The organism is Rhodococcus sp. NPDC056960, from assembly GCF_042674125.1.
Classification (GTDB): Bacteria; Actinomycetota; Actinomycetes; order Mycobacteriales; family Mycobacteriaceae; genus Rhodococcus_F.
The window spans coordinates 72,739-97,086 of sequence record NZ_JBHURF010000006.1 but is presented as its reverse complement, the minus strand read 5'-3'; the positions used below and the strand labels follow the sequence as shown (position 1 = coordinate 97,086).

Genomic DNA, 24,348 nt, shown 5'->3' with positions numbered 1-24,348 from the left:
AGTGAGTAACGACAGCAAGACCGTCGCCGTCCTCGGCGCCGGCACGATGGGTTCCGGGATCGCGACCGTGATGGCCCGTGCAGGCCACCAGACGATCCTCTTCGACATCAACGAAATTAATCTGCAACGCGGAATCGACACCGTTCTCGGCTTCTTCGACAAGAGCATTAAGCTGGGCAAGCTCGACGCAGAGGCCGGCCGGTCCGCCAAAAACAGCCTGGTCGGTACCACCGACCTCACCGACCTCGCACCGTGCGACGTGATCGTCGAGGCCGTCTTCGAGGACCTCGAGCTCAAGAAGGACACCTTCGGCCGCCTCGACGAGATCGTCTCGGAATCGACTCTGTTCCACACCAACACCTCGACCCTGTCGGTCACCGGCATCGCGTCCGGTTCGCGGCTGCCCGAGCGCGTTGTGGGGACCCACTACTGCAACCCCGCGCCCTTGATGAAACTCGTCGAGGTCGCCGACGGTAGGCACACCGCCGACTGGGCGCACAAGGCGACCGTCGAATTCCTCGGATCTCTGGGCAAGACCAGCGTGGTCACCAAGGACCGGCCCGGGTTCATCGTCAACAGGTTCCTGATCCCGTGGGAGAACTCCTGCATCCGTGCACTCGAAGCCGGTCGGGGAACCAAGGAGTCGATCGACGCAGCCGTGCTGGGTTCCCTCGGCCACCCAATGGGGCCGTTCCGGCTGCTCGACATCGTGGGCATGGACATTCATCAGCAGGTCGCGAGCCGACTGTATGAACAGTTGCGCGATCCGAAGTTCTTCCCACCGCCGATGGTCGAACGCATGGTCGCTGCAGGCGATCTCGGACGTAAGACCGGCCGCGGATTCTACGAGTACGACGACACCCGACTCTTCGGGTCCTGAGGAGCGAGCAGCCATGAGCAAGGCATCTACCGACTTCCGAACGATCGGTCTCCTCGGCTTCGGCACCATGGGCGCCGGTATCGCCCAGATCTTCGCCGCCTCCGGTCGCACCGTGATCGTTCTCGAAACCGACCAGCAGCGCATCGATACGGGCCTCGCCACGATCGGCACACGCCTAGAGGGCGCTGGCGCGACCGAAGACAAGACAACGATCCTCGGCCGGATCACCGGGACCACCTCGGTAGCCGACTTGGCCGGTGTAGATGTGGTCCTCGAATCCGTCACCGAAAACATTGAGGTGAAGAAGAGTGTGCTGGCCGAGGTAGCAGCTGTCATCGGTGACCAGACGCCCATCTTGACCAACACCTCGGCCCTGTCGGTGACCGACCTCGCGGCCGGGTTGTCGAACCCGGCCCGTGTCGCCGGCCTGCACTTCTTCAACCCGGCACCGGAAACTCGCATGGTCGAAGTGGTACGCGCAATGGAGACCGGCGAAGACCTGATCGAGCAGCTCGTCGCACTCGTCGACGCTCTCGCCGACAAGGTCGCGGTCGTGGTCGAGGACCGCCCCGGTTTCCTGATCAACTCCATGCTGCTGCCCTACCTCAACGACGTCATCCAGGAGTACGACGACGGTCTGGCCACCGCCGAGGACATCGACGTCGCCCTCGAGCTCGGCCTCGGGTACAAGGCCGGGCCCCTGAAGATGCTCGACACAATCGGCCTCGACGTCCACCTCTACGCGACCGTGGCAGCGTACGAAGCTACCTCGGACGCGCGGTACGCGCCGCCACCGTTGCTTCGCCAGATGGTCGCGTCCGGCCGCCTCGGCAGCAAGAGCGGACACGGGTTCCGCACCCAACAGCCCACCGACGGGAGCTACTGACATGAGCTACGACGACATCCTCACCACCATCGACGGTCCGGTACTGACCATCACGATCAACCGGCCCGATGCAGGCAACAAGTTCCGCCACCAGAGTTGCCTCGAACTGTTCGACGCGCTGCAGAAGTTCCGTCTCGACCCGCAACTGCGCGCGGCGGTACTGACCGGTGCGGGTGAGAAGTTCTTCTGCATTGGCGGTGAGCACGACCCGGTCACCTCACTCGATCAGTCCCAGGTGTTGCCGATTATCGATGTCTACCAGGCGATCGACACCATTCCCAAGCCGGTGATCGCTGCGGTCAATGGCTTTGCGGTCGGTGGCGGCAACGTCCTGCACACTGTCTGCGACCTGACCATCGCCTCGGAGAACGCCGTTTTCCGGCAGGTCGGCCCCATGGTGGGCAGCTTCGACGCCGGGTATGGCAGCTGGTACCTCGAGGACACCATTGGCCGTAAACGCGCCAAGGAGATGTGGTACCTGAACAAGAAGTACACCGCCGAGCAGGCCCGCGAGATGGGCCTGGTCAACGAGGTCGTGGCTTCCTCCGAGCTCCAGGCTCGCGCGGCCGAGGTCGCACGCGAGATCACCACCCGCAGCCCGCTGGCCATCGGCGGTCTGAAGGGTGCGTTCTCCGCCCGCCACAACGGTGTCTCCGGTCAGGCCAGGATGGCCCACGACCAGCAGCTCACCTTGTACCTGCAGACGCAGGAGGCTCACGAGGTCAGTGCCTCATTTGGCGAGCGCCGTCAGCCCAAGCCTGAAAGTTTCTGGTCGTGAGCTGGTCCAAAGGCTGGTGGGGTCCCGTCCTTGGAGGGGACGGGAACGATGTGCGGGCCATGCTCGACTCCTTCGTCGCCGCACACGAACTCGTCCTCGAGGACGACACGGCGGTGGTGGCGGGCCTGGTCGCCGAGCTGGCCGAGCTCGGGATATGGACCGTGGGCACTGCCGAGTCCGCCGGTGGCGGCGGGGCCGGGCGGGAATTGACCGTCGTCGCTCTCGAGCGGCTCGGTCGCGCCTGGCCTGCGCTGGGCTGGGCGTCAGTGCAAGCACATGCGGCCGTCTGCATCCTGACAGGCGATGACCGTTTCACCGACCTAGTCGCCCAGGTGCACACCGGGACGGCGGCGGTCGCGGTCGTCGATGCCAGCTCGCCCCATGTGCGCCTGGCATGGAGTGGCGACACACTGACCGGCTCCGTCGACCGGGTGGATACCGCTGCCGAGAATCCCCATGTCCTCGTGCTGGTCGAGGACGGCGCCGCCGTATTGATCGCGCCCACGGCCATGATCCCAACTCCGCTCCGTCGTACCGGACTCGGCGGCGCCTTCACCCGCTCCCTCGACGTTCAGGCAGCCGGTGGTGATGTCCACGAACTGTTTGGTGTCGACGTCGCCGGGGCTCGGACGCGGCTGCGTCTCGGCGCCGCCGCGGTCGCGGCCGGAATCGCCGGGGCGGCCGCTGATGACGCGGCGGGCTACGCGTCCGGCCGGCGACAGTTCGGTGCCGCGCTCACAGAGATACCTACCGTCCGACAGTCACTTCTCGGGCAAGCGACCCGATCCGTGATCACCCTGGGTTCTGTGTTGGCCGCCGCCGATGACGACGTGCAGACACTTGCTGTAGTCCGCGAGGCGTGCGACGGCGCAATCGACGTCGCCGCTGCAGCACTGCAGGCTCACGGTGGCTACGGCTACCTCGCCGAGTACGGCGCCGAGCGTCGTCTCCGCGACGCGGTCTCGTTGCGTGCCGCAGTCGACACCCAGGGGGCAGCCGTCGCGACCGCACGCACCCTCGTACACCTCGCGCCTGTGCCCACTGCTCTGAGGAAGAAGGCGGCATGACTCCACTGACCCACCGCCCACTCGCCGACGTCCTCGACGGCCAGGTCACTCCCATCGACGACGAGACCGCCGCGGCCTGGCGAGCCGAGGGTTGGTGGGAGAACCGCTCGATCCGGTCGCTGCTGACCGACATCGCCGAGACCGACCCAGACCGGCTCGCTCTGATCGGCCGACGTAGCGAGGGTGATCGGGTCATCCGTACCTATCGGCAGTTCGACCAGAACGCGCACCACGCCGCCAGCGTCTTCGCCTCGCTCGGTGTCGGTGTCGGTGACGCAGTCGTGCTGATGCTGCCGAACTGGGTGGAATACCCCGAGATGGTGTTCGGGATCAACGAGATCGGCGCGATTTATGCAGGTATCCCGGTCGCCTACGGCGAGATGCAGGCCGCGGCGATCCTGCGGCGGAGCAAGGCCAAGGTACTGGTCGTCCCGCGCCGCTGGCGCAGCAACGACCACCTCGGACTCTCCCGCACGCTCCGTGCACAGATCCCCACCCTCGAACACGTGATCGTCATCGACGAGGACGATTCAGACCTCCTGGATGGCGAGTCGCTGTGGTCCAGCCATGCCGCCGTGCCCACCCGCCAGTTCCCGGACCCGGAGCCCAGCAGGGTCTGCTACCTCGGCTTCACCTCCGGCACCACCGGAGAGCCGAAGGGTGCGATGCACAGCCATAACACTCTGATTTACTCGGCCCGACAGCAGGCGGCACACGTAGGTCCGATCGCGTACGGGGATCCGATGGTCCAACTGGTGGCATCACCAGTCGGCCACCACACGGGCTTCGTGTGGGGCATTCTCTTCACGGTCGTGCTGGGCGGGACGGGCGTGCACGTCGATCGCTGGGACCCGAAGTGGGGTGTGCAGGTGATACGACAGGAAGGGGTGACCACGTTCTTCGGAGCACCAGCCTTCCTGCAAGACATGGTTCGCACCGACCTTGCAGGGGACCCGTCCTGCCCATTGAAATGTCTTGTCATCGCAGGCTCGTCAGTGCCGCGGGGTCTGCCGGCGCAGGCGCAAGAGGCACTCGGCGCCTACATCTGTCCGGCCTGGGGAATGACAGAGTGCAGCATCATCGTCTCGTGTACGCCAAAGGAACCCGACACGGTCCAGAGCACAGACGGCTCCGTGTTCGCAGGTTCGGAGGCGCGGGTCGTCGATGAGAACGGCGAGGACGTCGCGGTGGGCGAGGTCGGTGATCTACTCGTCCGTGGTCCGTCGGTGATCTACGGATACTACGATCGACCGGACGCGACCGTCGATGCCTTCGCGCCAGGATTGTGGTTCAAGACCGGCGATCGGGCCAGCCTCGACGAGCACGGCTGGTTGTCCCTGCGGGGACGAACCAAGGACATCATTATCCGCGGTGGCGAGAACATCCCGGTCACGGACGTCGAGTCGATCATTTTCGACCATCCCGACGTGCTGAACGTCGCCGTTGTCGGCATGCCCGACGATCGGCTCGGTGAGCGGGTGTGCGCCGTCCTCGTCGTCAAGGCCGGCAGTCCCGAGCCGACCGTGGCAACTCTGGGGGATTACTTACTGTCCCAGGGCCTCTCCAAGCACTACCTACCGGAGCGCGTTGTCGCACTCCCGGAGCTGCCGATGACGCCCAGTGGCAAGATCCAGAAGTTCAAGCTTCGGGAGATGATCGTGTGAGCGCGATGGTAGCCGCCGAAGCCGAAGTGGACCGCGCTGACCCCCGCCCGCGGTATCGATGCACACTGCAAAGGCTGATCAATACCGAGCCCGACAGCTCGTCTTCGACCCAGGTCCGGGGCCGGGGACTTCGAGGGCTCTGCCACCGCATACCATCCACTGCTCGCTCATCGCGAAAGGAGCCTGCCATGCGTGCGGCACTAGTCACTGAGTTCGGACCTCCGTCCAGCCTGGTGATCGAGGATGTTCCCGATCTGGTTCCCGGCCCCGGCGAGGTGGTAATCGAGGTCGGTGCGGTCAGCATCAACTTCCCCGACATCCTCGTAGTCGAAGGCACCTACCAAAACCTCCCACCGCGGCCGTTCGTCCCCGGAAAGGAGGCCGCGGGCCGCGTCATCGCGGTCGGTGAGGGCGTTGACCGCAACACCGTCGGGCAGCGAGTCCTGACACTGGTCGAGTTCGGCGGCTACGCCGAGCAAGTCGTGGTGCCCGAGGCGTCGGCAGCGGTACTCCCGGACAGCATGAGCTACGAGGATGCGGCGGCCTTCGGGCTCGTAGCGTCTACTGCGCATCTCGGCCTGTTCCGCCGCGGCCACGTGCAACCGGGCGAGACGGTCCTCGTCACAGGCGCAGGCGGCGGAGTCGGTTCGGCCGCAGTGCAGTTGGCAAAGGCACGCGGTGCGCGTGTCATAGCGCTCGCCCAAGACGGCACCAAGGGTGAGCTCGCGCGGCGGCAGGGCGCCGACCTCGTGCTGACCTCCACTGTGGAGACACTGCGCGATGACCTCCTCGCTGCCACCGACGGCAACGGCGTCGACGTCGTACTCGACATGCTCGGCGGCGACTTCCTGACCCAGATCATCCGCGCGACCGCGTGGGAAGGTCGAATCGTGATCGTAGGGTTCGCTTCCGGTAGCCAAAGCCCCATCAAACCCGGCCATGTCCTGGTGAAGAACATCAGTGTGGTGGGTCTGCAGAGCAGCGACTACCACGACCGCAACCCCGAATTGATACGGTCGACACTCGCCGAGATCTTCGGGCTGTTCGATCAAGGAAAAATCAATGCTGCCGTGGACATTACGTTTCCACTCGACAAGGTTGCCGACGCTCTGCAATACGTCAAAGACGGTAAAGTCAAAGGCAAGGTAGTCGTCACCACGGGGCTCGGCTGATGCCCACGTTGCTCGACGCCCCTATAAGGGGACGTTCGGGGAGCTCGCTGTCTCTGCGACTGGCCGAACTCGATTACTCGATGATCGCGTACCTCGGCATCTGGGACCGGGATCTCTCGAATCCGAACCATACTATCTCGGTTGATGATCAGGCCGGAAGAATGAAGCATCCGGTGACAGTCACAATGCGATGCGGCGCAGTCCAATTCGACTTTCCGAAATCGAATGTCTACGTCACTGCATTCCAGCGGGCCGTGAGATACCAACCCGTCGCAAAGGATTTTCAATGACTGGCGCATACCTCTTCGCCGCCGCCCGCACACCGTTCGCGCGTTTCGGTGGAGCACTGGCCGATGCCCGTCCGGACGATCTGGCAGCGGCGGTCATGTCAGGTTTGCTGTCGAAAACGCCCACCTTGGATCCGTCAGAAATCGGCGACATCGTCTGGGGCAACGCTAACGGTGCCGGTGAAGAGAACCGCAACGTCGGCCGAATGGCGGCGTTGCTCGCCGGATTGCCAGCCAGTGTTCCGGCGACGACCGTGAACCGGCTGTGCGGGTCGTCACTGGACGCAGCGATGATCGCGTCACGTACGGTGGAATCAGGGGACGCGGACATCGTGCTGGTCGGCGGCGTCGAGTCGATGACCCGAGCCCCATAGGTGATGCCGAAACCATCTCGCGCCTTCCCCGCCGGTGACACCGCCGCCGTCTCGACCACCCTCGGATGGCGCCTGGTCAACCCGAAGATGCCGGCCGAATGGACAGTGTCGTTGGGGGAATGCAACGAGCAGCTAGCCGACAAATTCGCGATTTCCCGGAAGCGGCAGGACGAGTTCGCAGTCCGTTCACACATTCTCGCCGACACTGCCTGGAAAGCGAGGCGGTACGACGATCTCGTAGTCGCTGTTCCAGGCGTCGACCTGACCCAGGACGAGGGCATCCGGCCGGACTGCACCCCGGAGAAACTGGCGGGATTGAAGCCGTCATTCCGGCAATCCGGAACGATCACAGCGGGGAACGCAAGCCCACTCAACGACGGCGCATCCGCGCTATTGGTGGGATCGGGCGACGCGTCCGATCGGATCGGGTCGGCACCGCTAGCCCGGATCGCCGGGCGCGGAGCATACGCACTCGATCCGCAGAACTTCGGATTCGCGCCGGTCGAGGCCGCCAACCTGGCCTTGTCCCGGGCAGGAATTTCCTGGGATGAAGTGGGGGCCGTCGAACTCAACGAGGCCTTCGCAGTGCAATCGCTGGCCTGCATCGACGCATGGAAGATCGACCTCGGTATCGTCAATACCTGGGGTGGAGCGATCGCCATTGGCCACCCGCTGGGTGCCTCCGGTGCCCGAATTCTCGGCACTCTGACTCACCGCCTGGTCCGGGACCGGCAGAGGTGGGGAGTGGCGGCCATCTGTATCGGCGTCGGCCAGGCATTGGCGGTTGTCCTTGAAAACGTTTCATCCGGATTGGAGAACTGATGAATTTGCCAACGAATGTCGGTGTGTACGGCGGAGGTCGAATGGGAGCGGGTATCGCGCATGCATTCCTGTCGGCCGGCGCCTCAGTGACGGTGATCGAGGCCGACGACACGGCTGTCGCAGCTGCCGAAGACCGAATCGGTACCAACATGGCGAAAGCGGCTGAGCGAGGCACACTCGCGGAATCGGTCGATCAATTGCGAAGCCGGTTGACGGTCGCGGCAGACCCGGCGGCACTGGCTGGATGCGGGTTGGTGGTAGAAGCGGTGCCGGAGGTCGTCGAACTCAAGACCCGGGTGCTGACCCGTATCGAGGAGTTCGCCTCGGAGGCGTTGCTGGCCACCAACACCAGTTCCTTGTCGGTCGATCAGCTGGCGACCGGGCTGGCTCGACCCGAGCGGTTCCTGGGGCTGCATTTCTTCAACCCGGTACCCGCGAGCGAGTTGGTGGAGATCGTGGTGGGTGCGAAGACCGACGCAGATTTGGTGACCGACGCCCAGGGATGGGTTGCCGCACTGGGCAAGACCGCAATCACCGTCACGGACTCTCCCGGGTTCGCGTCGTCGCGGCTTGGTGTGGCGATCGCGCTCGAGGCGATGCGGATGCTCGAGGACGGAGTGGCATCAGCAGAGGACATCGACACCGCGATGACATTGGGTTATAAGCACCCCATGGGACCTCTGCGGACCACGGACGTCGTAGGCCTGGACGTGCGGTTAGCGATCGCCGAACACCTCTCCCGCGAAGTCGGTGCGCGGTTCGAGCCGCCCGCGATTCTGCGGGAGAAGATTGCTGCCGGACACCTCGGCCGCAAGACGGGGCAGGGCTTCTACACCTGGTAAGCCACCCGGCGAGCACAGTTCGGTGATCAGAACAGCCATGTGGCGCGGGAATACGTGCAAGTCGTCGACGTCGGTGATGAGATTCGAACATGCCTCGGGGAAGCGCCTAGAAGATGTTGGCCCAGCCTGCCTAGCTGGGAGTTTCCGGGCGCGGAGCACTCGACGCTGACCGAGCACAGGCGGCAGGAGGGTGTCGAGCGGGTGCCGGCGTTCTTCGCCGACGAACTCGGCGGCCCCGACTGACGGGCGATATCCGCCAACACCGCGTCAGGATTGCGGGCGGGGGAGTCATTTCGGCGTCAAGATCGGCCGGAATCTCACGAAGTGGGGGTAGATCTGGAACTGATTCCCCGGATCGAGGAGGTTCCGATGACGATGCATCTGCCGCACCCGTTCGTTCACGAACAGGCGCGCGAGAACACGGTGCTCGACGTGTCCGAGGTGGGCCCGGGCATCGAGGACGCGGTGCGTGCGGTGATGGACCAGCCACTGCTGCGGTTGGTGGGGTTCCGCTGCAGCGTCTCGTCAGGGTCCGATGATTCGCGGTCCGTCGCCGACCGTATCGACGACGTGATCGGCTTGATGGAACAGGTGCGACGCGATTACGGCGTGATCCTGACCGAATTGGTGCTGCTGGATGCAGATCGCACCGACATCCGCGACGCCGTCGACGACGGTCTGGACGAAGCCTGCGCCCGCAACCGGTACCCCCGACCGACGGTCGTCTTCGCGGGCGCCGGTGACGGCGCCCCGGCCTTGACGAAATCTTGACGCCGCACCTCTTGCGCACCGGTTGAACGCATGTTTAGTCTATTAAACATGCGTTCAACCTCTGCCGGCTCCGAGATCCCGCAACCCGACCTGACCACCCGCGCCCGGGTGCGCGACGCGGCGATCACGGTGTTCGGCAATCACGGTTTCGGTACCGGTGTGCGGGCGATCGCCACCGCCGCCGGGGTGTCGCCGGGCCTGGTGATCCACCATTTCGGTTCGAAGGACGGTCTGCGCTCGGAATGCGACGAGCACGTCCTGCGCATCATCCGCGAGCAGAAGGCGGAGGCGATCTCGACGCCCGGACCGGCCGGCACCATGCAGGCGCTCGCCGACATCGAGCAGTACGCGCCGCTCGTCGCGTACATCGTGCGTAGTTTCCAGGCCGGCGGAGGTCTCGGCGAATCGCTCTTCGAGCACATGGTCGAAGACACCGCGGAGTACCTCGAAGTGGGGGTCGCGGCGGGGCGTGTGCGGGCCAGTCGTAACCCGCAGGCGCGGGCACGTTATCTCACCCTCTACAACGTCGGCGCGCTGCTTCTGTATCTGCAGATGCGTGCCGACAAGGAAACTCCGCTCGACTACGCGACCGCCATCCGCGACCTCGCCACCGACGTCACGCTGCCCGCCCTCGAGATGTACACCGAAGGCCTGCTGCCGGATTCGTCGACGCTCGAGGCGTACCTGGCCACCGAAGACGGTGCCGCACAGGCGGTTGCCGCACCCGCAGAATTCAAAGACTCCCCGAACTAGGAGTAGCTATGAGTGCGATCATCGAAGTGCGCAACCTGGTGAAGACGTTCGGACGAACCCGGGCGCTGGACGGACTCGACCTCGAGGTCGGTGAAGGTGAGGTGCACGGGTTCCTCGGGCCGAACGGCGCCGGAAAATCCACCACGATCCGCGTCCTCCTCGGCAGCCTCCGCGCCGACAGCGGTGAGGCCACCGTGTTCGGTCGCGATCCCTGGCGCGACGCCGTCGCCCTGCACCTCGAGATGGCGTATGTGCCCGGCGACGTCACGCTGTGGCCGTCTTTGTCCGGGGGCGAGACCATCGATCTCCTCGCTCGGATGCGCGGCGGGCTCGACGAGACCCGCAAACAGGAGCTGATCGCGCGTTTCGACCTCGACACTCGGAAGAAGGGGCGCGCGTATTCGAAGGGTAATCGTCAGAAGGTGGCGTTGGTGTCGGCGTTCTCGTCGAACGCTCGCCTGCTCCTGCTCGACGAACCCACCTCGGGCCTGGACCCGTTGATGGAACAGGTCTTCCGGGAATGCGTCGCCGAGGCCCGCGGCCGCGGGGTGACGGTGCTGTTGTCCAGTCACATCCTGTCCGAGGTGGAGGCGCTGTGCGAACGCGTCACCATCATCAGGGCGGGACGGACGGTCGAATCGGGCACGCTCGCGTCGATGCGACACCTCAGCCGCACGTCGATCACCGCCGAACTCCTCGGTGACCCCGGCGATCTCGGCCGCATCGAGGGTGTCGAGGACGTCCATCTCGACGGGTCGACGCTGCACTGCCAGGTCGACAGCGAACATCTCGGCGAGCTCATCCGGGTGCTCGGCGACGCCGGGGTGCGGAGCCTCGTCAGCAAGCCGCCGACACTCGAAGAACTCTTCCTGCGGCACTACGAGATCGACGACGGCACGACGGCGTCGTCCGGAACGGCGGAGAAGGTGCGGGCATGAGCACCGCCACGGTATCCCGGTACCGGCCGGTCGAGTCGGCGCCGGTGTCCTCCTCGGATTTCACGGGGACACTGCACTTTCTGCGGTTGGTCCTGCGCCGGGACCGGATCGCGCTGCCACTGTGGATCCTGATCTTCGCGTTCGCGCCGGCCCTGTACGTGGCGAGCATCGCCGACATCTACACCTCCGACGCCCAGTTGGCCGACTTCGCGGCGACGACGGCGGCGAGTCCGGCGCAGATCGCGATGTACGGGCCGATCTTCAACTCCAGTCTCGGGTCGGTCGGGGTCTGGAAGGCCGGCATCTACTACACGCTGATCGGGCTGGTGGTGATCCTCACGGTCATCCGGCACACCCGCGCGGAGGAGGAGACCGGCCGGGCCGAGCTCCTCGACTCCACGTCCGTCGGACGGTACGCAGGGTTGACGGCGGCACTGATCCTGGCGGGCGGCGCCTCCGTCGTCACCGGGATGCTCTGTGCGGCAGCGCTGCTCGGCCGCGACCTTCCGGTGGGTGGTTCGGTGGCGTTCGGCACGTCCCTGGCCTGCTCGGGACTCGTGTTCACGGCGGTGGCCGCCGTCGCGGCGCAGGTGAGTACCGGCGCCCGCGTCGCTCGCGGCATCGCACTGACGGTGCTCGGCGTCGCCTTCGCCGTGCGCGCCGTCGGTGACGCCGGCTCCGGCACCCTGTCGTGGTTCTCGCCGCTCGGCTGGGCCCTGCAGATCCGTCCGTACGCCGACGAACGGTGGTGGGTCGTCGTCCCCAGTCTCGTCACGGCAGTCGTCCTCACCTGGGTGGCGTATGCGCTCCTGCGCCGACGGGATGTCGGGGCCGGACTGATCGCCGAACGCCCCGGACCCACCACCGCATCGCCGGCACTCGGCGGCACGTTCGGGCTTGCCTGGCGGATGCACCGCGGCACGCTCGCCGCCTGGACGGCCGGCCTCGGGTTGTACGGTCTGCTCATCGGCAGCGCCGCCAAGGGGATCGGCGGGCAGGTCGGCGACAGCCAGACGATCCGGGACATCATCCTGCGGATGGGTGGTTCGCAGTCGCTGGAGGAATCGTTCATCGGGTACGCGTTCACCATGCTCGCGATCGCCGCCGCGGCCTACGCGATCTCCGCCTCGCTGCGTCTGCATTCGGAGGAGAACGCCCAGCGCCTCGAACCCGTGACGGCCGGTTCGGTCGGCCGTGTCCGCTGGGCGTCCAGCCACATCCTGTTCGCGTTCGTGGGTCCGGCCGTCGCGATGGTGGTGGCCGGGGTGGCCGCCGGATTCACCTACGGCACGTCCACGGGCGACGTGGGTGGGGCACTGCCCGACGTGGTCGGGGCGGCGCTCGTGCAACTTCCCGGGATCTGGATGCTCGCCGGCGTGACGGTCCTCCTGTTCGGGCTGATCCCGCGATTCACGCCCGTGGCCTGGGGAGTGCTCGTCGCGTTCCTGCTGATCTTCATGGTCGGGTCGATCGTGCAATTCCCGCAGGCGGTACTCGACCTCGAGCCGTTCAGCCACGCTCCGAAACTGCCGGGCGGGCAGTTCACGGCCACCCCGATTCTGTGGCTGCTGCTGATCACGGCCGCGCTGATCGTGGTTGGCGTGACGGCGTTCCGGCGGCGCGACCTGCGCTGAGCGTTACCGGGTGTGCACACTGAAGGGATGGCGCGTGTGCACACCGGCGAGTCCGTCCTGGCCCGGACCGTGCGGATCGTCGAATCGTTCCGCTCGGACGATTCGCTGCTGACCGTGTCCGAGATCGCGCGACGGTCCGGTCTCCACATCTCGACCACGTCGCGGCTGATCGACGAACTCGTCGGATGCGGCTGGCTCGAGCGGGAGAATCGGAAGGTGCGGATCGGGGTGCGGCTGTGGGAGGTCGCGTCGCGGGCGTCGCCGACCCTCGGGCTCCGGGAGGCGGCGATGCCGTTCATGGAGGACCTGCACGCCGTCGTCGGGCAGCACACTCAGCTCGGTGTCCTCGAAGGTGACGAGGTGTTGTTCGTCGAGCGGCTCACGGCACCCGGTTCGGTGGTCAACTACACGCGCATCGCCGGTCGGATGCCGCTGCACGTGTCGTCGTCCGGGCTGGTCCTGCTGGCGCACGCCTCGCCGGAGCTTCAGGAGCGGATCCTGGGGGAGCCGTTGAAGGTGTTTACCGACAAGACGATTCGCACCGCCCGGCAACTGCGCGGCGTGCTGGCCGACGTGCGCAGGCACGGCTTCATCCTGTGTGCCGGTCACCTGTACCCGGACACCACCGGCGTCGCGGTTCCGGTGCGGGACGGCACGGGCCGGGTGGTCGCCGCGCTGTCGGTGGTCGTGCCGAACGACGAGAAGGCGTACGCGCAGATCCCCGCGCTGCAGGCGGCCGCGAAGGGCATCACCCGGGTGATGGCGAGCACGTCGAAGTAGGCCCGCTCCGGTGCGGTGGACTATCCGACCCGCCCGTGCCACGGTGGAATCGGAACCACTTCTCTCGGAAAGCGCAACGCCATGGAAAGCACATCGCACACCAGCCCCCTGGAATGCCCGGACTGCCACGCCCTCACCGCGGATCTCGAGGCCCACAAACACTGGCACTCCCGGCTCGTCCACGACATCGCCACGGCGGTCGACAAGGACATCAGCCGGCGGGCACACACCTCCTGACTCAGTCGGTAGACACGGAGATCACGACCTTTCCGCGCGCCTGCCCGTCGACGAGGCGACGGAGGGCCGTGACGGCCTCGCCCAGCGGGTACGTCCGGTCGATGACCGGTGTGATATCGCCCGACTCGACGAGGTCGCGGAGCACGCGCAGGTCGGCGCCGTCCTCCTTCGAGACGAACGCGCACAGCGTCCGACGCGAGAAGGGGGACAGCGCGAGCGCGCGAAGTTGGCGATCCGTGCCGCCCAGCCACCGTCCGTCCGTTTCACCTCCGACGATGACGAGTCTCCCGCGCGGCGTGAGGACCCGACGCAGCCGCGACAGGGACGTGTTGCCGCCGATGTCGAGGACGACGTCGTATCTTCGTCCGAGTCGGGTGACGTCTTCGCGGGTGTAATCGACGACGTGGTCGGCGCCGATCGACCGGACCAGGTCGACCTTCGCGGTGCTGCACACGCCGGTGACCTCCGCGCCGAACGCCTTCGCCACCTGCACGGCGAACGTGCCCACACCGCCGGAGGCGCCGAGGATCAACACCGCCTGCCCCGCTGCGACCCGGCCGTGGTCACGTGCCGCCTGCAGGGCCGTGAGCCCGGAGATCGCAATCGCCGCGGCCTGCACGAACGTCAGATCGGCGGGCTTGTGTGCGAGTTTGGCCGCGGGCGCGCACGCGTACTCCGCGAACGTCCCGGTGCCGATGCCGAAGACTTCGTCGCCGGTCCGGAATCCGGTGACGTCGGGGCCGACCGCCTCGACGCGCCCGGCGAGGTCCATCCCGGGAACGGCGGCCTTGGGCCGGCGGAGGCCGTACCCGGCGAGGCGCAACGGGTACGGGAGTCCCGTCACGAGGTGCGCGACGCCGCGATCGACGCCTGCCGCGTGCACTCGGACCAGCACCTGGTCGGCTGCGGGAACGGGTATCGCGACATCGCGCAGTTCGAGGATCTCGGGCGGGCCGTAGACGTCCTGGACGACGGCCTTCATCGTGCCGCGTTTGTGCTCGGACGCGTTGGTGGAGCTGTCGGGTTCGGTCGGTGGCTCCATCTTCGGACTCCGTTCGGAGGGTGGGTCGGCCGGGTCCGGCGCGCAGTCCCCGCCGTCGAACTGGCCGACCACAGCGGCGTCGACGCACTCACGATACGCCGGGTCGACGTCACGTCCTGATTTTCAACTATTGAAAATGGTCTGGCGGCTCGGCCCTGCTCGGAAGATCCTCGAACAAACGCGAGATCGAGGAGTCGAGATGCCACAGAACCTGGTTTCTTCCGGTGCGCCAGCGGACGCGGCGCTGCGAGTTGTCGCCAAAGAGGTTGTCGCGGAAGGTGTCGTAGCGCTGACCTTGAGTCGCCCGGACGGCCGCCGGCTACCGGACTGGGCCCCTGGAGCCCACATCGATCTGATGCTCCCGAACGGGCTGACCCGCCAGTACTCGCTGTGCGGCGACCGTTGGGATGCGCACACCTACCGGGTCGGGGTGCTGCGGGAACCCGCCGGCCGTGGCGGGTCGGCGTACGTCCACGACAAACTCGCCGAGGGTGATCTCGTCGGGGTCGGCGGCCCGCGCAACAACTTTCCGCTCGTCCCCGCGCCGACGTACCTGTTCGTCGCCGGCGGCATCGGAATCACCCCGCTGCTGCCGATGATGCGCCAGGCGGAACTGATGGGAATCGACTGGCAACTCCTGTACGGCGGCCGCACCCGGACGTCCATGGCGTTCCGGGACGAACTCGCCGCCTACGGCGACCGGGTGGTCGTCGTGCCCCGGGACGAGCAGGGCCATCTCGACCTGCCCGCATATCTCGCCGCCGCGGCCGCCGCCGAGGCGAAGGTCTACGTGTGCGGACCCGGTCCGCTGCTTGCTGCCGTCGAAAAGTATTGCGAGCACTGGACCGTCGGACAACTGAGGACCGAACGCTTCGTGCCGAAGGATCGCGGTGCACCGCTGCGCGACGAACCGTTCGAGGTGGAACTCGCGCGCTCCGGACTCGCGGTGACGGTGAGTCCCGGCGCCACCGTGCTCGACGCGGTGCAGGCGGCGGGCGTGAACGTCCTGTCGTCGTGCCGCGAGGGCACGTGCGGGACCTGCGAGACCACCGTCCTTGCCGGCGCCCCCGACCACCGCGATTCCGTCCTCGACGACGACGAGCGATCTGCAGGTGACTGCATGCTCATCTGCGTCTCGCGGTCGTGTTCCGACCGTCTCGTGCTCGACCTCTGACACTCACCCCGAAGGGATCTCCCGTGACGACGTTCGCCCCCGCTCCAACCCTGCCCGTCAGTGACGCCGACCCGTTCGCCCTCGACGTCCTCGAAGACCCGCTGCAGTTCCAGGCCGACCTGCGGGACGCCGGCCCCGTCGTGTACCTGCAGCGGTACGGCGTGTTCGCGATGGGCCGCTACGAGCAGGTCCATGCCGCGCTGACCGACTGGCAGTCGTTCCAATCCGCCGCCGGGGTCGGTCTGAGCAACTTCCGATACGAGACCCCGTGGCGTCCCCCGAGCATCCTGCTCGAGGCCGACCCGCCGCACCACGACGCTCCGCGGGCGGTGCTGAGCAAGATTCTGGGTCCGCGCGCACTGCAGAAGCTGAGGGCGTCGTGGATTCGAGATGCAGACATCCTCGTCGACCAGTTGCTTTCGACCGCAACTGAATTCGACGCCGTCACCGACCTCGCCGCCGCATTCCCTCTGAGGGTCTTCCCGGACGCTGTCGGCATCTCCGGCACCGGACGGGAGAACCTGCTGCCGTACGGGGACCACGCGTTCAATGCGTTCGGTCCGGCCAACGGTCTGGTGGAGAAGGGGGCGCCGCGGGTGGCCAAGCTGTCGGGCTGGGTGAACGAACAGTGTGCCCGCGACGCACTCACCGGCGACGGCTTCGGCGCGCAGATCTGGGCGGCCGCGGACCGCGGCGACATCACGTACGAGCAGGCCCCGCTGGTAGTGCGTTCGCTGCTGACGGCCGGTGTGGACACCACCGTCAACGGGCTCGCGGCCGTGCTCTACGCGTTCGCACGGCACCCGGAGCAGTGGGCGCGGCTGCGGGACAACCGCACGCTGGCCCGGACGGCGTTCGACGAGGCGGTCCGGTGGGAGTCGCCGGTGCAGACGTTCTTCCGCACCGCCACGCACGACACCGAGATCGGCGGGACCGTCATCCCGGACGGCAAGAAGATCCTGATGTTCCTCGGCGCCGCGAACCGCGACCCCAGGCGATGGGAGAACCCGGACGCCTTCGATCTCGACCGCAACCCCTCCGGGCACGTCGGATACGGAATGGGGATCCACCAGTGCGTCGGCCAGCACGTCGCCCGCCTCGAATCGGAGGCACTGCTGACGGCGCTGGCATCCCGGGTGGAGTCGCTGGAGATCGCTGGGCCGGTGCGCCGGCACCTCAACAACACGCTGCGGTCGTGGGAATCGGTGCCGGTGCGGGTCCGGCTCGGCTAGACGCGCAAGCCATACGTACGTATGTATTGACCGACGGGAGGCGGTCACGGCGCCGGCTTGGACTCCGACCAGTCGCTGTCGCGGGTGTAGAGCAGTTCCGCGGCGCGCACGGCGAGCCAGAGTTCGGACAGTGAATTGGTGTCCGCCAGATCGCGGGACGTCAGCGCCTCGACCTTGCGGATGCGATACATGACGGTCTGCCGGTGAATGTGCATCGCCTGCGCGGTCTGCTGCCACGACCGCTGGTTCTGCAGGAACGCGTCGAGCGTTTCGACGAGTCTCGAACTGTGCTGCTCGTCGTAGTCCAGGACCGGGCGCAGGATCGTGTCCACCAGGGATTGCGCGTCGGCCACGCTCGACAGCCCGACCCACGGGACGGCACTACCGTACCGGGAGACCACCGTCTCGCGTCGCTCGGCGATCGACAGGGCCCACGCGGCCTCCCGGGCCGAATCCTGAAAACGCGCGAGGGAACCGATGGTTCGGCTGATGCCGATGCGGGCGGTCGGGCCCAGCGCGCGGGACAGTACCGAGTCGGTGTCCGGGCCGTCCGGCACCAGGACGTGCGCGGTACCCATACGCAGCAGGCAAAGGTACGGAAGCGCGTGCCGCCACAGCGAATTGTGGAGTTCGAGCATCCGTTCTTTCTCCTCGCTGCGCGCCGCCACCAACACGGCGGACTCGGGTTTCAGGCCGAGATCGGCGAGCTGGGCGGTGACCCCGGCAATGTCCATGCGGCCCTCGAGCATCTGAGTGAGAAGCCCCGAACCGTAACGGCGTTCGTGCTCGAGCATCAACTGTGTCTGCGACAGTTCGATGGCGACGACGGTGGCAGCGTGCTGAAGCTGGATCGGGTCGACACCGACCCTCGGGTCGCTGAGCGTGACGAGTGCGGCGCCTGCGTGGCGGGGGATGTCGGTGAGCATTGCCGCCCGGTCGTCGACCGACGGAAGTCCGTACGCGCCGCCCGTCACGTTCTTCGACGCCTCGGACAACGCCACGACGGCGTCGCTGATTTTCGGGTCCAGCGGGGTCGTGCCCGGAAACCAGGGCTCCCCGGTGGCGCGGTCGCACACCTGGATCTCGCAGCCCAGTTCGCGTGCGAGTGCGGACAGAAGCGCGGCGGGCGCGGCGCCGCGGGCGGTGTGCCTGCGGATCAGGTCGTAGATCCGGACGGTGCGAGCGAGGCGATGCGACTGGTCGACGAGGGTGGCTTCGGCCACCGACCGGGAGATGGCGACGAAGGGGAGGGGGTACCGGATCCACAGGACCGGGAAGCCCAGTTCGTCGCTGGTCCGCGTGAACGCTGCCGTCAGGCGCGGGCAGTACATGTTCTCGCCGATGCCGAGCCCGGCAACCCCGGCGTCCGCGAGGTGCCGTACCAGGTCGGCCTGGTCCTTCGCCGACTTCGGGAACGACATGCCGTTGGTCATCAGGAATTCGCCGCCGGTGACCCATCGCCACGGTTCGGGGAGGTCGGAGGTGTGGGTCCAGGTGACTTCGCGACCGAGTCCGGACGCCCCGGAATACACCTCCAGGCGCAGGTGCGGGATCTCCACGAGTTCCCCGACGGTGACAGCCACGGAACCTCCTCTGCGTCAATGCCCAATCGGGTTTGTGCGATCGAATAAAGCGTAACCATTGGTTTTGCACATTGGCTACTCGCGCTCCGCCGGAACGGCCAGGCAGTCTGTGTTGGACGTCACAAACGGCAGCACCCGCACTTCATCCAGTCCAGGAGCCCCAATGACTAATACCGGTCATCTGATAGACGATGCACCGTTGACCTCCTTCCACAAGAAGCTGACAGCGTTCTCCTCCGGCGGGCCGTTCATCGACGGCTTCGCGTTGTCGATCATCGGCGTCGCGCTGATCACCCTCGAACCGGCCATGGACCTCAGCGCCACCGAGATCGGTCTCATCGGAGCGGCCAGCCTGGTCGGAATCTTCGTCGGCGGCGGTGTGTTCGGGTACGTGACGGACAAGATCGGCCGGCACGTCATGTACATCGCCGACCTCGTCGCGCTCGCCGTGTTCTCCGTTCTCTCCGCGTTCTGCGGTGAGGCCTGGCAGGTCATCCTGCTGCGGTTCCTGCTGGGTGTGGCCATCGGCGCCGACTATCCGATCGCCACGTCGCTGCTCGCCGAGTTCCTGCCGAAACGGCAACGTGGTCGACTGCTGGGCGCCATGTTCGTGGTGTGGGCCGTCGGCGCGGCGGCCGCGTACGTGGTCGGCTTCTTCGCGAGGGGCCTCGGACCCGACGCGTGGCGCTTCCTGCTGGCGAGCCCGGCGATCTTCGCGATCATCACGCTGCTCGCCCGGTTGGGTACTCCGGAGTCTCCCCGCTGGCTGATGAGCAAGGGGCGGATGGCGGAGGCGGACGCGTCCATCAAACTCGTCTTCGGCGAGCAGTACGGCGTCGCCGACCTTCCCGAGGAACCCGTCGTCAGCACGTCCTTCTTCCGGGTGTTCCAGAAGCCCTACCTGCGACGCACCATCTTCGTGGCGATCTTCTGGACGGCCCAGGTGATCCCGCTGTTCGCGGTGTACACATTCGCCCCCGACCTTCTCGAGTCCTTCGGGCTGTACGGCGACGCCAACCTGTACGGCGGCTCGCTTCTCATCGCGATCCTGTTCGTGGTCGGCGGCATACCCGGTCTGTGGCTCGTCGAGAAGATCGGGCGTCGAAAGTTGCTGATCGGGTCGTTCGCGATCATCGTCGTCGCCCTCGCCGTGCCCGCGCTGATCCCCGACGTCTCGGCGAAGATCTTCTTCCTCGCACTCGCGGTGTTCGCCATCAGCTCCGGTGCCTCGAGCTTCCTCGAGGTGGTTTACCCGAACGAGTTGTTCCCCACCGAGGTACGGGCCACCGCGGTCGGTATGGGCACGGCGATCAGCCGCATCGGCTCTGCCGCAGGCACTTATCTGATGCCGATGGCGCTGGTGACGTTCGGGGCCAGTGGGGCGTTGATGATCGGCGCGGTCGTCACCCTGGTCGGACTCGTCGCCTCCATCTTCCTCGCGCCCGAGACCCGCGGCGTGTCGCTCACGGACACCGCGTCGAAAACCGAGTCGGGAGTAGCGAAATCCGCCGATCCCGGGCCGGCGCCCGTGACCCGTTCCTGACCTGACAACACCCTTCCCGAATACAGGAGAGACAGCCATGCCCCAGCCCAGAGAAACCCTCGTCGGTGCACTGCCCGCAACCCAGGTTCCCCGCTACGCCGGCAAGGGCACGTTCGCCCGCATCGCCGACATCCACGAGGTAGACGACTACGACATCGCGATCCTCGGTGTCCCCTTCGACGGCGGCACGTCGTACCGGCCCGGCGCCCGGTTCGGCCCCATGGCCGTCCGGCAGGCGGCGCGTGCACTCCGCCCCGGTTATCACGTCGAACTCGGTGTCGCACCGCTCGAAGAAGTGCAGGTCGTCGACGCCGGAGACGTGACGGTGACGCCGTACGACCTCGGGGAGGCCTGCCGGCAGATCGAGGCGCACGCGTCCAAGATCCTCGGTGGCGGCGACCGCAAGATCGTCTCGATCGGCGGCGACCACACGATCGCGCTGCCGAATCTGCGGGCGCTGCACGCCAAGCACGGACCGATTGCCCTGGTACATTTCGACGCTCACCTCGACACCTGGGACACCTACTTCAACGCACCGGTGACGCACGGGACGATCTTCCGGCGCGCGTTCGAAGAGGGTCTTCTGGTCGAGGACCACTCCATTCACGTCGGAATCCGCGGTCCGATCTACGACCAGGCCGACCTGAACGACGACGCTCGGATGGGATTCCGGATCATCCGCGCCGGCGATCTGGACGTGATGGGCATCGAGGCGGCCGTCGACGTGGTGCGTCGGCGCGTCGGTGACGTTCCGGTCTACGTGTCGATCGACATCGACGTCCTCGACCCGGCGTTCGCCCCCGGAACCGGCACCCCGGAAGCCGGCGGACTGTCATCCCGCGAACTGCTCCGGATGCTGCGTCAGCTGACCGGGCTCAACGTCGTCGGCGCAGACGTCGTCGAGGTGGCCCCGGCCTACGATCACGCCGAGATCACCTGTGTCGCAGCGGCCACCGTGGTGTTCGACCTCGTGTCGCTCATGGTTGCGGGTTCACAGCGCGACACCGTCGCCGCGGCGGCCGGGGCCATCGGCACGTCGGCTCTCGGTTACTGAACATCCAGACGGAGCGGTGCCCCGGCGACGGGGCACCGCTTTCTGCCGTCAGTGGTACCGGCCGTCTCTCAACCGGTCGGCTTCGTCCGTCGAGTCGGCGCATCGGCCTCGGCACCCGGGTCCGGAAGGACGATCAGGCGTACGGCCTCCTGTGCGATCGATTCGCTCGTGTACTTCTCGCGGCTGCTGTACCACCGGGACACCCAGTTGACCATTCCAAGAATGAGTCTGGTGGCCACGAGGGGATCGTCGGCGCGCAGGTGGCCGCCCTCGATGGCGCGTTCGACCGTTCTCGTCCACAGTCGTTCGTACCCACTGGCCCATTTGCGCCATCTCTCGTAGGTTTCGGCCGGCAGGCCGATCCCGAAGTACACACCCGCGTACTCGCGCATGCGGATGGAGGCGTCCACCTGGAACGCGATGAGAGCGATGAGCGCTTCGCGGGGGTCCTTGATCTTCCTCAGCAGCTTGCGGGCCTCGACCTCGACGTTGCGGGCGCTGCGTTCGAACAGCAGCGTGTGTAGGTCGTCCATCGAGCGGACGGTTCGGTAGAGGGTTGCGCGTGACAGGCCGAGTTCTTCCGCCACGGACTCGATGGACACCGCGTCGTAGCCCTTCTCGGCGTACAACTTGGCCGCGACGTCCGCGACGACATCCAGGTCGATGACGCGCCGTGGCCGCCCCACCGGGCGTTTCCCGCCGTCTGCTTCGGCGACAGCCTCGGTCGTCCTCGCATTTTTCCCCGGCATCGTGCCTCCACATCGCATCGGATATCGGGTCCACGATACGAGATCATGCGAAGTTCGACTCCAATCCCAGGACGGGGCACCCTGGCGCAGGGGTGGAACCCGAGGTTGACGACAGTTTGCTATTTTGAGATAGTGCATTTCGTAATCCTCGGGGCATCGGCCCGCAGCGCACACGGAGGTCTTATGCAGGCGTCTTGGCAGGGGATCAGGTACGTTCCGGTCACGGAAATTCTGACGGAATTGGTGTCGTCGAAACCCGGCGGCGTCTTCGCGAAGTTCGGCGAGTGGGCTCCCACTTACGCCGAGATCGACGCCCGGGCGACAGAACTTGCCGGTCAGCTGCATGCGCTCGGCGCGCAACCTGGAGATCGGATCGCCACGCTGGCGCCGAATCGATACGAGCTACTCGAACTCTTCGTCGGTATCGCCGAGATGGGCGGCATCCAGGTTCCTCTCAATCCCTACCTGAAGGGCGAGTTTCTCGGCCACCAACTGCGGGACTCCGCAGCCAGGATCGTCGTCACCGACGGGCCGGGCTGGCGCGCACTACGGCCACTGCTCCCCGAGGTGCCGTCGATCGAAGTGGTCGTGCTGTTCGACGACGTGGACGACCGCTCGGCCGACATTCCCGCCGTGCTCTACCGGGAGATGCCGCACGGGGTCGCGCCCTCGGTCGACGTGGGCCCTGAATCGACAATGGCGATCATGTACACGTCCGGCACAACCGGGCAGCCGAAGGGGTGCGTCCTCTCGCACGGCTACTACGCACGGGCCGGCCAGACCATCGCAGAGGTCATGAGGTTGACCGAGGACGATGTCTTCCTGACCCCGCTGCCGCTGTTCCACGCGGGCGGTCAACTGGCGTCGATCATGCCGTCGCTGATCGCCGGTATTCCCGTCGTGGTGGTCCCGGCTTTCAGTGCCGGTGGATTCTTCGAGACGGCCACAGAGGCCGGTGCCACCGTCGCCAACGCGGTGGGTGCGATGGGGATGATGCTGCTCGGTACGCCGCCGGGCAGGTACGACAAGGCGCACAAGCTCCGGCTGTTCAACGTGTCGCCACTGGCGTCGACGTATCACCCGGAATTCCGGGAACGATTCGGTGTCGACCCCTGGACCGAGTCGTACGGCCAGACCGAATGCGTGTTCCAGACCCTGAACTCCCCGTACGGTCAGCGTGACCGGGACAGCAACGGCAAGCCGCTGCGAGACCTGGAGATCGCGCTGTTCGACGACCAGGGTCGGCAGGTGGCGCAGGGCGAGGTGGGTGAGATCTGCGTGCGTCCACGGCACCGATTCGCGATGTTCGACGAATACTGGGGGCGCCCACAGGACACCCTGGACGCTTTCGAGGGATTGTGGTTCCACACCGGCGACTTCGGCACGATCCGCGAGTCCGGTGCGCTCCGCTTCGTCGACCGCAAGAAGGATGCGCTCCGGGTGCGCGGCGAGAACGTGTCGAGTCTCGAACTCGAGGCGGCGCTGTGCCGCCATCCCGCCGTCGTCGAGGCCGCCGTACACGCCGTGCAGTCCGAACTGGGGGAGGACGACATCAAGGCATGCCTGGTCGTGCGGGACGGCGAGACGGTCGAACCGGCGGGTCTGTTCGAGTGGATGCGGGACCATGTTCCGTACTTCGCGGTACCGAGGTATGTCGAGATCGTCGCCACGCTTCCGAAGAACCAGGTCGACCGCATCCAGAAGCACCTGTTGCGTGAGCGCGGAGTGACCGCCGGAACCTGGGACCACCGCGCACTCGGGCTGACCATCGGCCCGGGCGCGCGCCGCTGAGGCGCCGCCGGTCGCGTGATCGGCTGTTTAGCAACAGAACTGGATCACGGCATCTGTCATGCGCCGGTGTCACGATCTGCCTGGTAACGCCGGCCTCGCGGAACTCGCGAGGCAAGGTGCGGCACCGCCGTGCGATCGAACTTCACGCGTAAAGTCGTTGCGATTCAATCAAGTCGGGGCTGGATGATGTGCGGAAATACTCCGGAAACTAATTTGCGACGATAAGTCTTGCAATTACCGACCGCTGCTCATAGAGTGGGTCGCGTCACACTGACCCAGCTTCGGCGGCAATCCT

At 66.4% G+C, this 24,348-nt stretch carries 21 protein-coding genes and 1 pseudogene; 19 read left to right on the top strand and 3 right to left on the bottom strand.

Going from position 1 to position 24,348, the window contains the following annotated elements; all coding sequences use genetic code 11:
- The first annotated feature begins 1 nt into the window (after position 1).
- The 14 genes and pseudogenes from ACFTWF_RS11135 to ACFTWF_RS11070 all read left to right on the top strand — a co-directional run bounded on the left by ACFTWF_RS11135 (position 2) and on the right by ACFTWF_RS11070 (position 13,885).
- Complete coding sequence (locus tag ACFTWF_RS11135; protein ID WP_378461254.1) at positions 2 to 880, top strand: 3-hydroxyacyl-CoA dehydrogenase family protein; 879 nt, start codon at positions 2 to 4, stop codon at positions 878 to 880.
- A gap of 13 nt (positions 881 to 893) precedes the next feature.
- Positions 894 to 1,766 carry a 3-hydroxyacyl-CoA dehydrogenase family protein gene (locus tag ACFTWF_RS11130; RefSeq protein WP_378461253.1) on the top strand — a complete coding sequence of 291 codons (873 nt, stop codon included), beginning with the start codon at positions 894 to 896 and terminating at the stop codon, positions 1,764 to 1,766.
- A gap of 1 nt (position 1,767) precedes the next feature.
- Positions 1,768 to 2,544 carry an enoyl-CoA hydratase-related protein gene (locus ACFTWF_RS11125; protein ID WP_378461252.1) on the top strand — a complete coding sequence of 259 codons (777 nt, stop codon included), beginning with the start codon at positions 1,768 to 1,770 and terminating at the stop codon, positions 2,542 to 2,544.
- Positions 2,541 to 3,611, top strand: coding sequence for an acyl-CoA dehydrogenase family protein (locus tag ACFTWF_RS11120; RefSeq protein WP_378461251.1), 1,071 nt, complete (start codon positions 2,541 to 2,543; stop codon positions 3,609 to 3,611). Before ACFTWF_RS11125 ends, ACFTWF_RS11120 begins: the two co-directional genes overlap by 4 nt.
- On the top strand, positions 3,608 to 5,275 hold the full coding sequence (locus tag ACFTWF_RS11115) for an AMP-binding protein (protein WP_378461250.1): 1,668 nt from the start codon (positions 3,608 to 3,610) through the stop codon (positions 5,273 to 5,275). Before ACFTWF_RS11120 ends, ACFTWF_RS11115 begins: the two co-directional genes overlap by 4 nt.
- Positions 5,276 to 5,463: 188 nt before the next feature.
- Positions 5,464 to 6,447 (top strand): NADPH:quinone oxidoreductase family protein, encoded by a 984-nt coding sequence (locus tag ACFTWF_RS11110; RefSeq protein WP_378461249.1) that lies wholly within the window; start codon positions 5,464 to 5,466, stop codon positions 6,445 to 6,447.
- 190 nt (positions 6,448 to 6,637) lie between these two features.
- Positions 6,638 to 7,930: pseudogene (locus tag ACFTWF_RS11105) on the top strand (thiolase family protein).
- Positions 7,930 to 8,772 carry a 3-hydroxyacyl-CoA dehydrogenase family protein gene (locus ACFTWF_RS11100; RefSeq protein WP_378461248.1) on the top strand — a complete coding sequence of 281 codons (843 nt, stop codon included), beginning with the start codon at positions 7,930 to 7,932 and terminating at the stop codon, positions 8,770 to 8,772. The pseudogene ACFTWF_RS11105 and the gene ACFTWF_RS11100 overlap by 1 nt, the downstream one beginning before the upstream one ends.
- Before the next feature lie 369 nt (positions 8,773 to 9,141).
- On the top strand, positions 9,142 to 9,543 hold the full coding sequence (locus ACFTWF_RS11095; RefSeq protein ID WP_378461247.1) for a decarboxylase: 402 nt from the start codon (positions 9,142 to 9,144) through the stop codon (positions 9,541 to 9,543).
- Positions 9,544 to 9,591: 48 nt separating this feature from the next.
- Positions 9,592 to 10,296, top strand: coding sequence for a TetR family transcriptional regulator (locus ACFTWF_RS11090; RefSeq protein ID WP_378461246.1), 705 nt, complete (start codon positions 9,592 to 9,594; stop codon positions 10,294 to 10,296).
- 8 nt (positions 10,297 to 10,304) lie between these two features.
- The gene (locus tag ACFTWF_RS11085; protein WP_378461245.1) at positions 10,305 to 11,234 is read left to right on the top strand and encodes an ATP-binding cassette domain-containing protein; all 930 of its coding nucleotides are present in this window, start codon (positions 10,305 to 10,307) and stop codon (positions 11,232 to 11,234) included.
- The gene (locus ACFTWF_RS11080; protein ID WP_378461244.1) at positions 11,231 to 12,868 is read left to right on the top strand and encodes an ABC transporter permease; all 1,638 of its coding nucleotides are present in this window, start codon (positions 11,231 to 11,233) and stop codon (positions 12,866 to 12,868) included. The genes ACFTWF_RS11085 and ACFTWF_RS11080 overlap by 4 nt, the downstream gene beginning before the upstream one ends.
- Before the next feature lie 27 nt (positions 12,869 to 12,895).
- Positions 12,896 to 13,648, top strand: coding sequence for an IclR family transcriptional regulator (locus ACFTWF_RS11075; RefSeq protein WP_378461243.1), 753 nt, complete (start codon positions 12,896 to 12,898; stop codon positions 13,646 to 13,648).
- 81 nt (positions 13,649 to 13,729) lie between these two features.
- Positions 13,730 to 13,885: a hypothetical protein gene (locus ACFTWF_RS11070; RefSeq protein ID WP_378461242.1), complete on the top strand. Its 156-nt coding sequence runs from the start codon at positions 13,730 to 13,732 to the stop codon at positions 13,883 to 13,885.
- 1 nt (position 13,886) lies between these two features.
- On the opposite strand, the gene ACFTWF_RS11065 is transcribed toward ACFTWF_RS11070, so the two are convergent.
- On the bottom strand, positions 13,887 to 14,927 hold the full coding sequence (locus ACFTWF_RS11065) for an NAD(P)-dependent alcohol dehydrogenase (protein ID WP_378461241.1): 1,041 nt from the start codon (positions 14,925 to 14,927) through the stop codon (positions 13,887 to 13,889).
- A gap of 199 nt (positions 14,928 to 15,126) precedes the next feature.
- Here ACFTWF_RS11065 and ACFTWF_RS11060 point away from each other — a divergent pair, with 199 nt between their 5' ends.
- Both ACFTWF_RS11060 and ACFTWF_RS11055 read left to right on the top strand, forming a co-directional pair.
- A complete protein-coding gene (locus ACFTWF_RS11060; RefSeq protein WP_378461240.1) occupies positions 15,127 to 16,101 on the top strand; it encodes a PDR/VanB family oxidoreductase in 975 nt (324 codons plus the stop codon).
- Between the two features lie 23 nt (positions 16,102 to 16,124).
- On the top strand, positions 16,125 to 17,333 hold the full coding sequence (locus ACFTWF_RS11055) for a cytochrome P450 (protein WP_378461239.1): 1,209 nt from the start codon (positions 16,125 to 16,127) through the stop codon (positions 17,331 to 17,333).
- Between the two features lie 44 nt (positions 17,334 to 17,377).
- On the opposite strand, the gene ACFTWF_RS11050 is transcribed toward ACFTWF_RS11055, so the two are convergent.
- Positions 17,378 to 18,916, bottom strand: coding sequence for a PucR family transcriptional regulator (locus ACFTWF_RS11050; RefSeq protein WP_378461238.1), 1,539 nt, complete (start codon positions 18,914 to 18,916; stop codon positions 17,378 to 17,380).
- Positions 18,917 to 19,079: 163 nt separating this feature from the next.
- On the opposite strand from ACFTWF_RS11050, the gene ACFTWF_RS11045 reads away from it, so the two are divergent.
- Together ACFTWF_RS11045 and speB are read left to right on the top strand one after the other, a co-directional pair.
- Positions 19,080 to 20,459, top strand: a complete 1,380-nt coding sequence (locus ACFTWF_RS11045) for an MFS transporter (RefSeq protein WP_378461237.1) — start codon at positions 19,080 to 19,082, stop codon at positions 20,457 to 20,459.
- A 37-nt stretch (positions 20,460 to 20,496) separates the two neighbouring features.
- Positions 20,497 to 21,513 carry an agmatinase gene (gene speB, locus ACFTWF_RS11040; RefSeq protein ID WP_378461236.1) on the top strand — a complete coding sequence of 339 codons (1,017 nt, stop codon included), beginning with the start codon at positions 20,497 to 20,499 and terminating at the stop codon, positions 21,511 to 21,513.
- Positions 21,514 to 21,581: 68 nt separating this feature from the next.
- Here the strand turns inward: speB and ACFTWF_RS11035 are convergent, their stop codons facing one another.
- Positions 21,582 to 22,262, bottom strand: coding sequence for a TetR/AcrR family transcriptional regulator (locus ACFTWF_RS11035; protein ID WP_378461235.1), 681 nt, complete (start codon positions 22,260 to 22,262; stop codon positions 21,582 to 21,584).
- A gap of 183 nt (positions 22,263 to 22,445) precedes the next feature.
- Between ACFTWF_RS11035 and ACFTWF_RS11030 the strand changes: the two genes are divergently transcribed.
- On the top strand, positions 22,446 to 24,053 hold the full coding sequence (locus ACFTWF_RS11030) for an AMP-binding protein (RefSeq protein WP_378461234.1): 1,608 nt from the start codon (positions 22,446 to 22,448) through the stop codon (positions 24,051 to 24,053).
- Positions 24,054 to 24,348 lie beyond the last annotated feature (295 nt).

Coding starts and splice junctions, on each gene's coding strand:
- ACFTWF_RS11130 (WP_378461253.1), top strand. CDS start 894: ATGAGCAAGGCATCTACCGACTTCCGAACGATCGGTCTCCTCGGCTTC.
- ACFTWF_RS11125 (WP_378461252.1), top strand. CDS start 1,768: ATGAGCTACGACGACATCCTCACCACCATCGACGGTCCGGTACTGACC.
- ACFTWF_RS11115 (WP_378461250.1), top strand. CDS start 3,608: ATGACTCCACTGACCCACCGCCCACTCGCCGACGTCCTCGACGGCCAG.
- ACFTWF_RS11110 (WP_378461249.1), top strand. CDS start 5,464: ATGCGTGCGGCACTAGTCACTGAGTTCGGACCTCCGTCCAGCCTGGTG.
- ACFTWF_RS11100 (WP_378461248.1), top strand. CDS start 7,930: ATGAATTTGCCAACGAATGTCGGTGTGTACGGCGGAGGTCGAATGGGA.
- ACFTWF_RS11095 (WP_378461247.1), top strand. CDS start 9,142: ATGACGATGCATCTGCCGCACCCGTTCGTTCACGAACAGGCGCGCGAG.
- ACFTWF_RS11090 (WP_378461246.1), top strand. CDS start 9,592: ATGCGTTCAACCTCTGCCGGCTCCGAGATCCCGCAACCCGACCTGACC.
- ACFTWF_RS11085 (WP_378461245.1), top strand. CDS start 10,305: ATGAGTGCGATCATCGAAGTGCGCAACCTGGTGAAGACGTTCGGACGA.
- ACFTWF_RS11080 (WP_378461244.1), top strand. CDS start 11,231: ATGAGCACCGCCACGGTATCCCGGTACCGGCCGGTCGAGTCGGCGCCG.
- ACFTWF_RS11075 (WP_378461243.1), top strand. CDS start 12,896: ATGGCGCGTGTGCACACCGGCGAGTCCGTCCTGGCCCGGACCGTGCGG.
- ACFTWF_RS11070 (WP_378461242.1), top strand. CDS start 13,730: ATGGAAAGCACATCGCACACCAGCCCCCTGGAATGCCCGGACTGCCAC.
- ACFTWF_RS11065 (WP_378461241.1), bottom strand. CDS start 14,927: ATGGAGCCACCGACCGAACCCGACAGCTCCACCAACGCGTCCGAGCAC.
- ACFTWF_RS11060 (WP_378461240.1), top strand. CDS start 15,127: ATGCCACAGAACCTGGTTTCTTCCGGTGCGCCAGCGGACGCGGCGCTG.
- ACFTWF_RS11045 (WP_378461237.1), top strand. CDS start 19,080: ATGACTAATACCGGTCATCTGATAGACGATGCACCGTTGACCTCCTTC.
- speB (WP_378461236.1), top strand. CDS start 20,497: ATGCCCCAGCCCAGAGAAACCCTCGTCGGTGCACTGCCCGCAACCCAG.
- ACFTWF_RS11035 (WP_378461235.1), bottom strand. CDS start 22,262: ATGCCGGGGAAAAATGCGAGGACGACCGAGGCTGTCGCCGAAGCAGAC.
- ACFTWF_RS11030 (WP_378461234.1), top strand. CDS start 22,446: ATGCAGGCGTCTTGGCAGGGGATCAGGTACGTTCCGGTCACGGAAATT.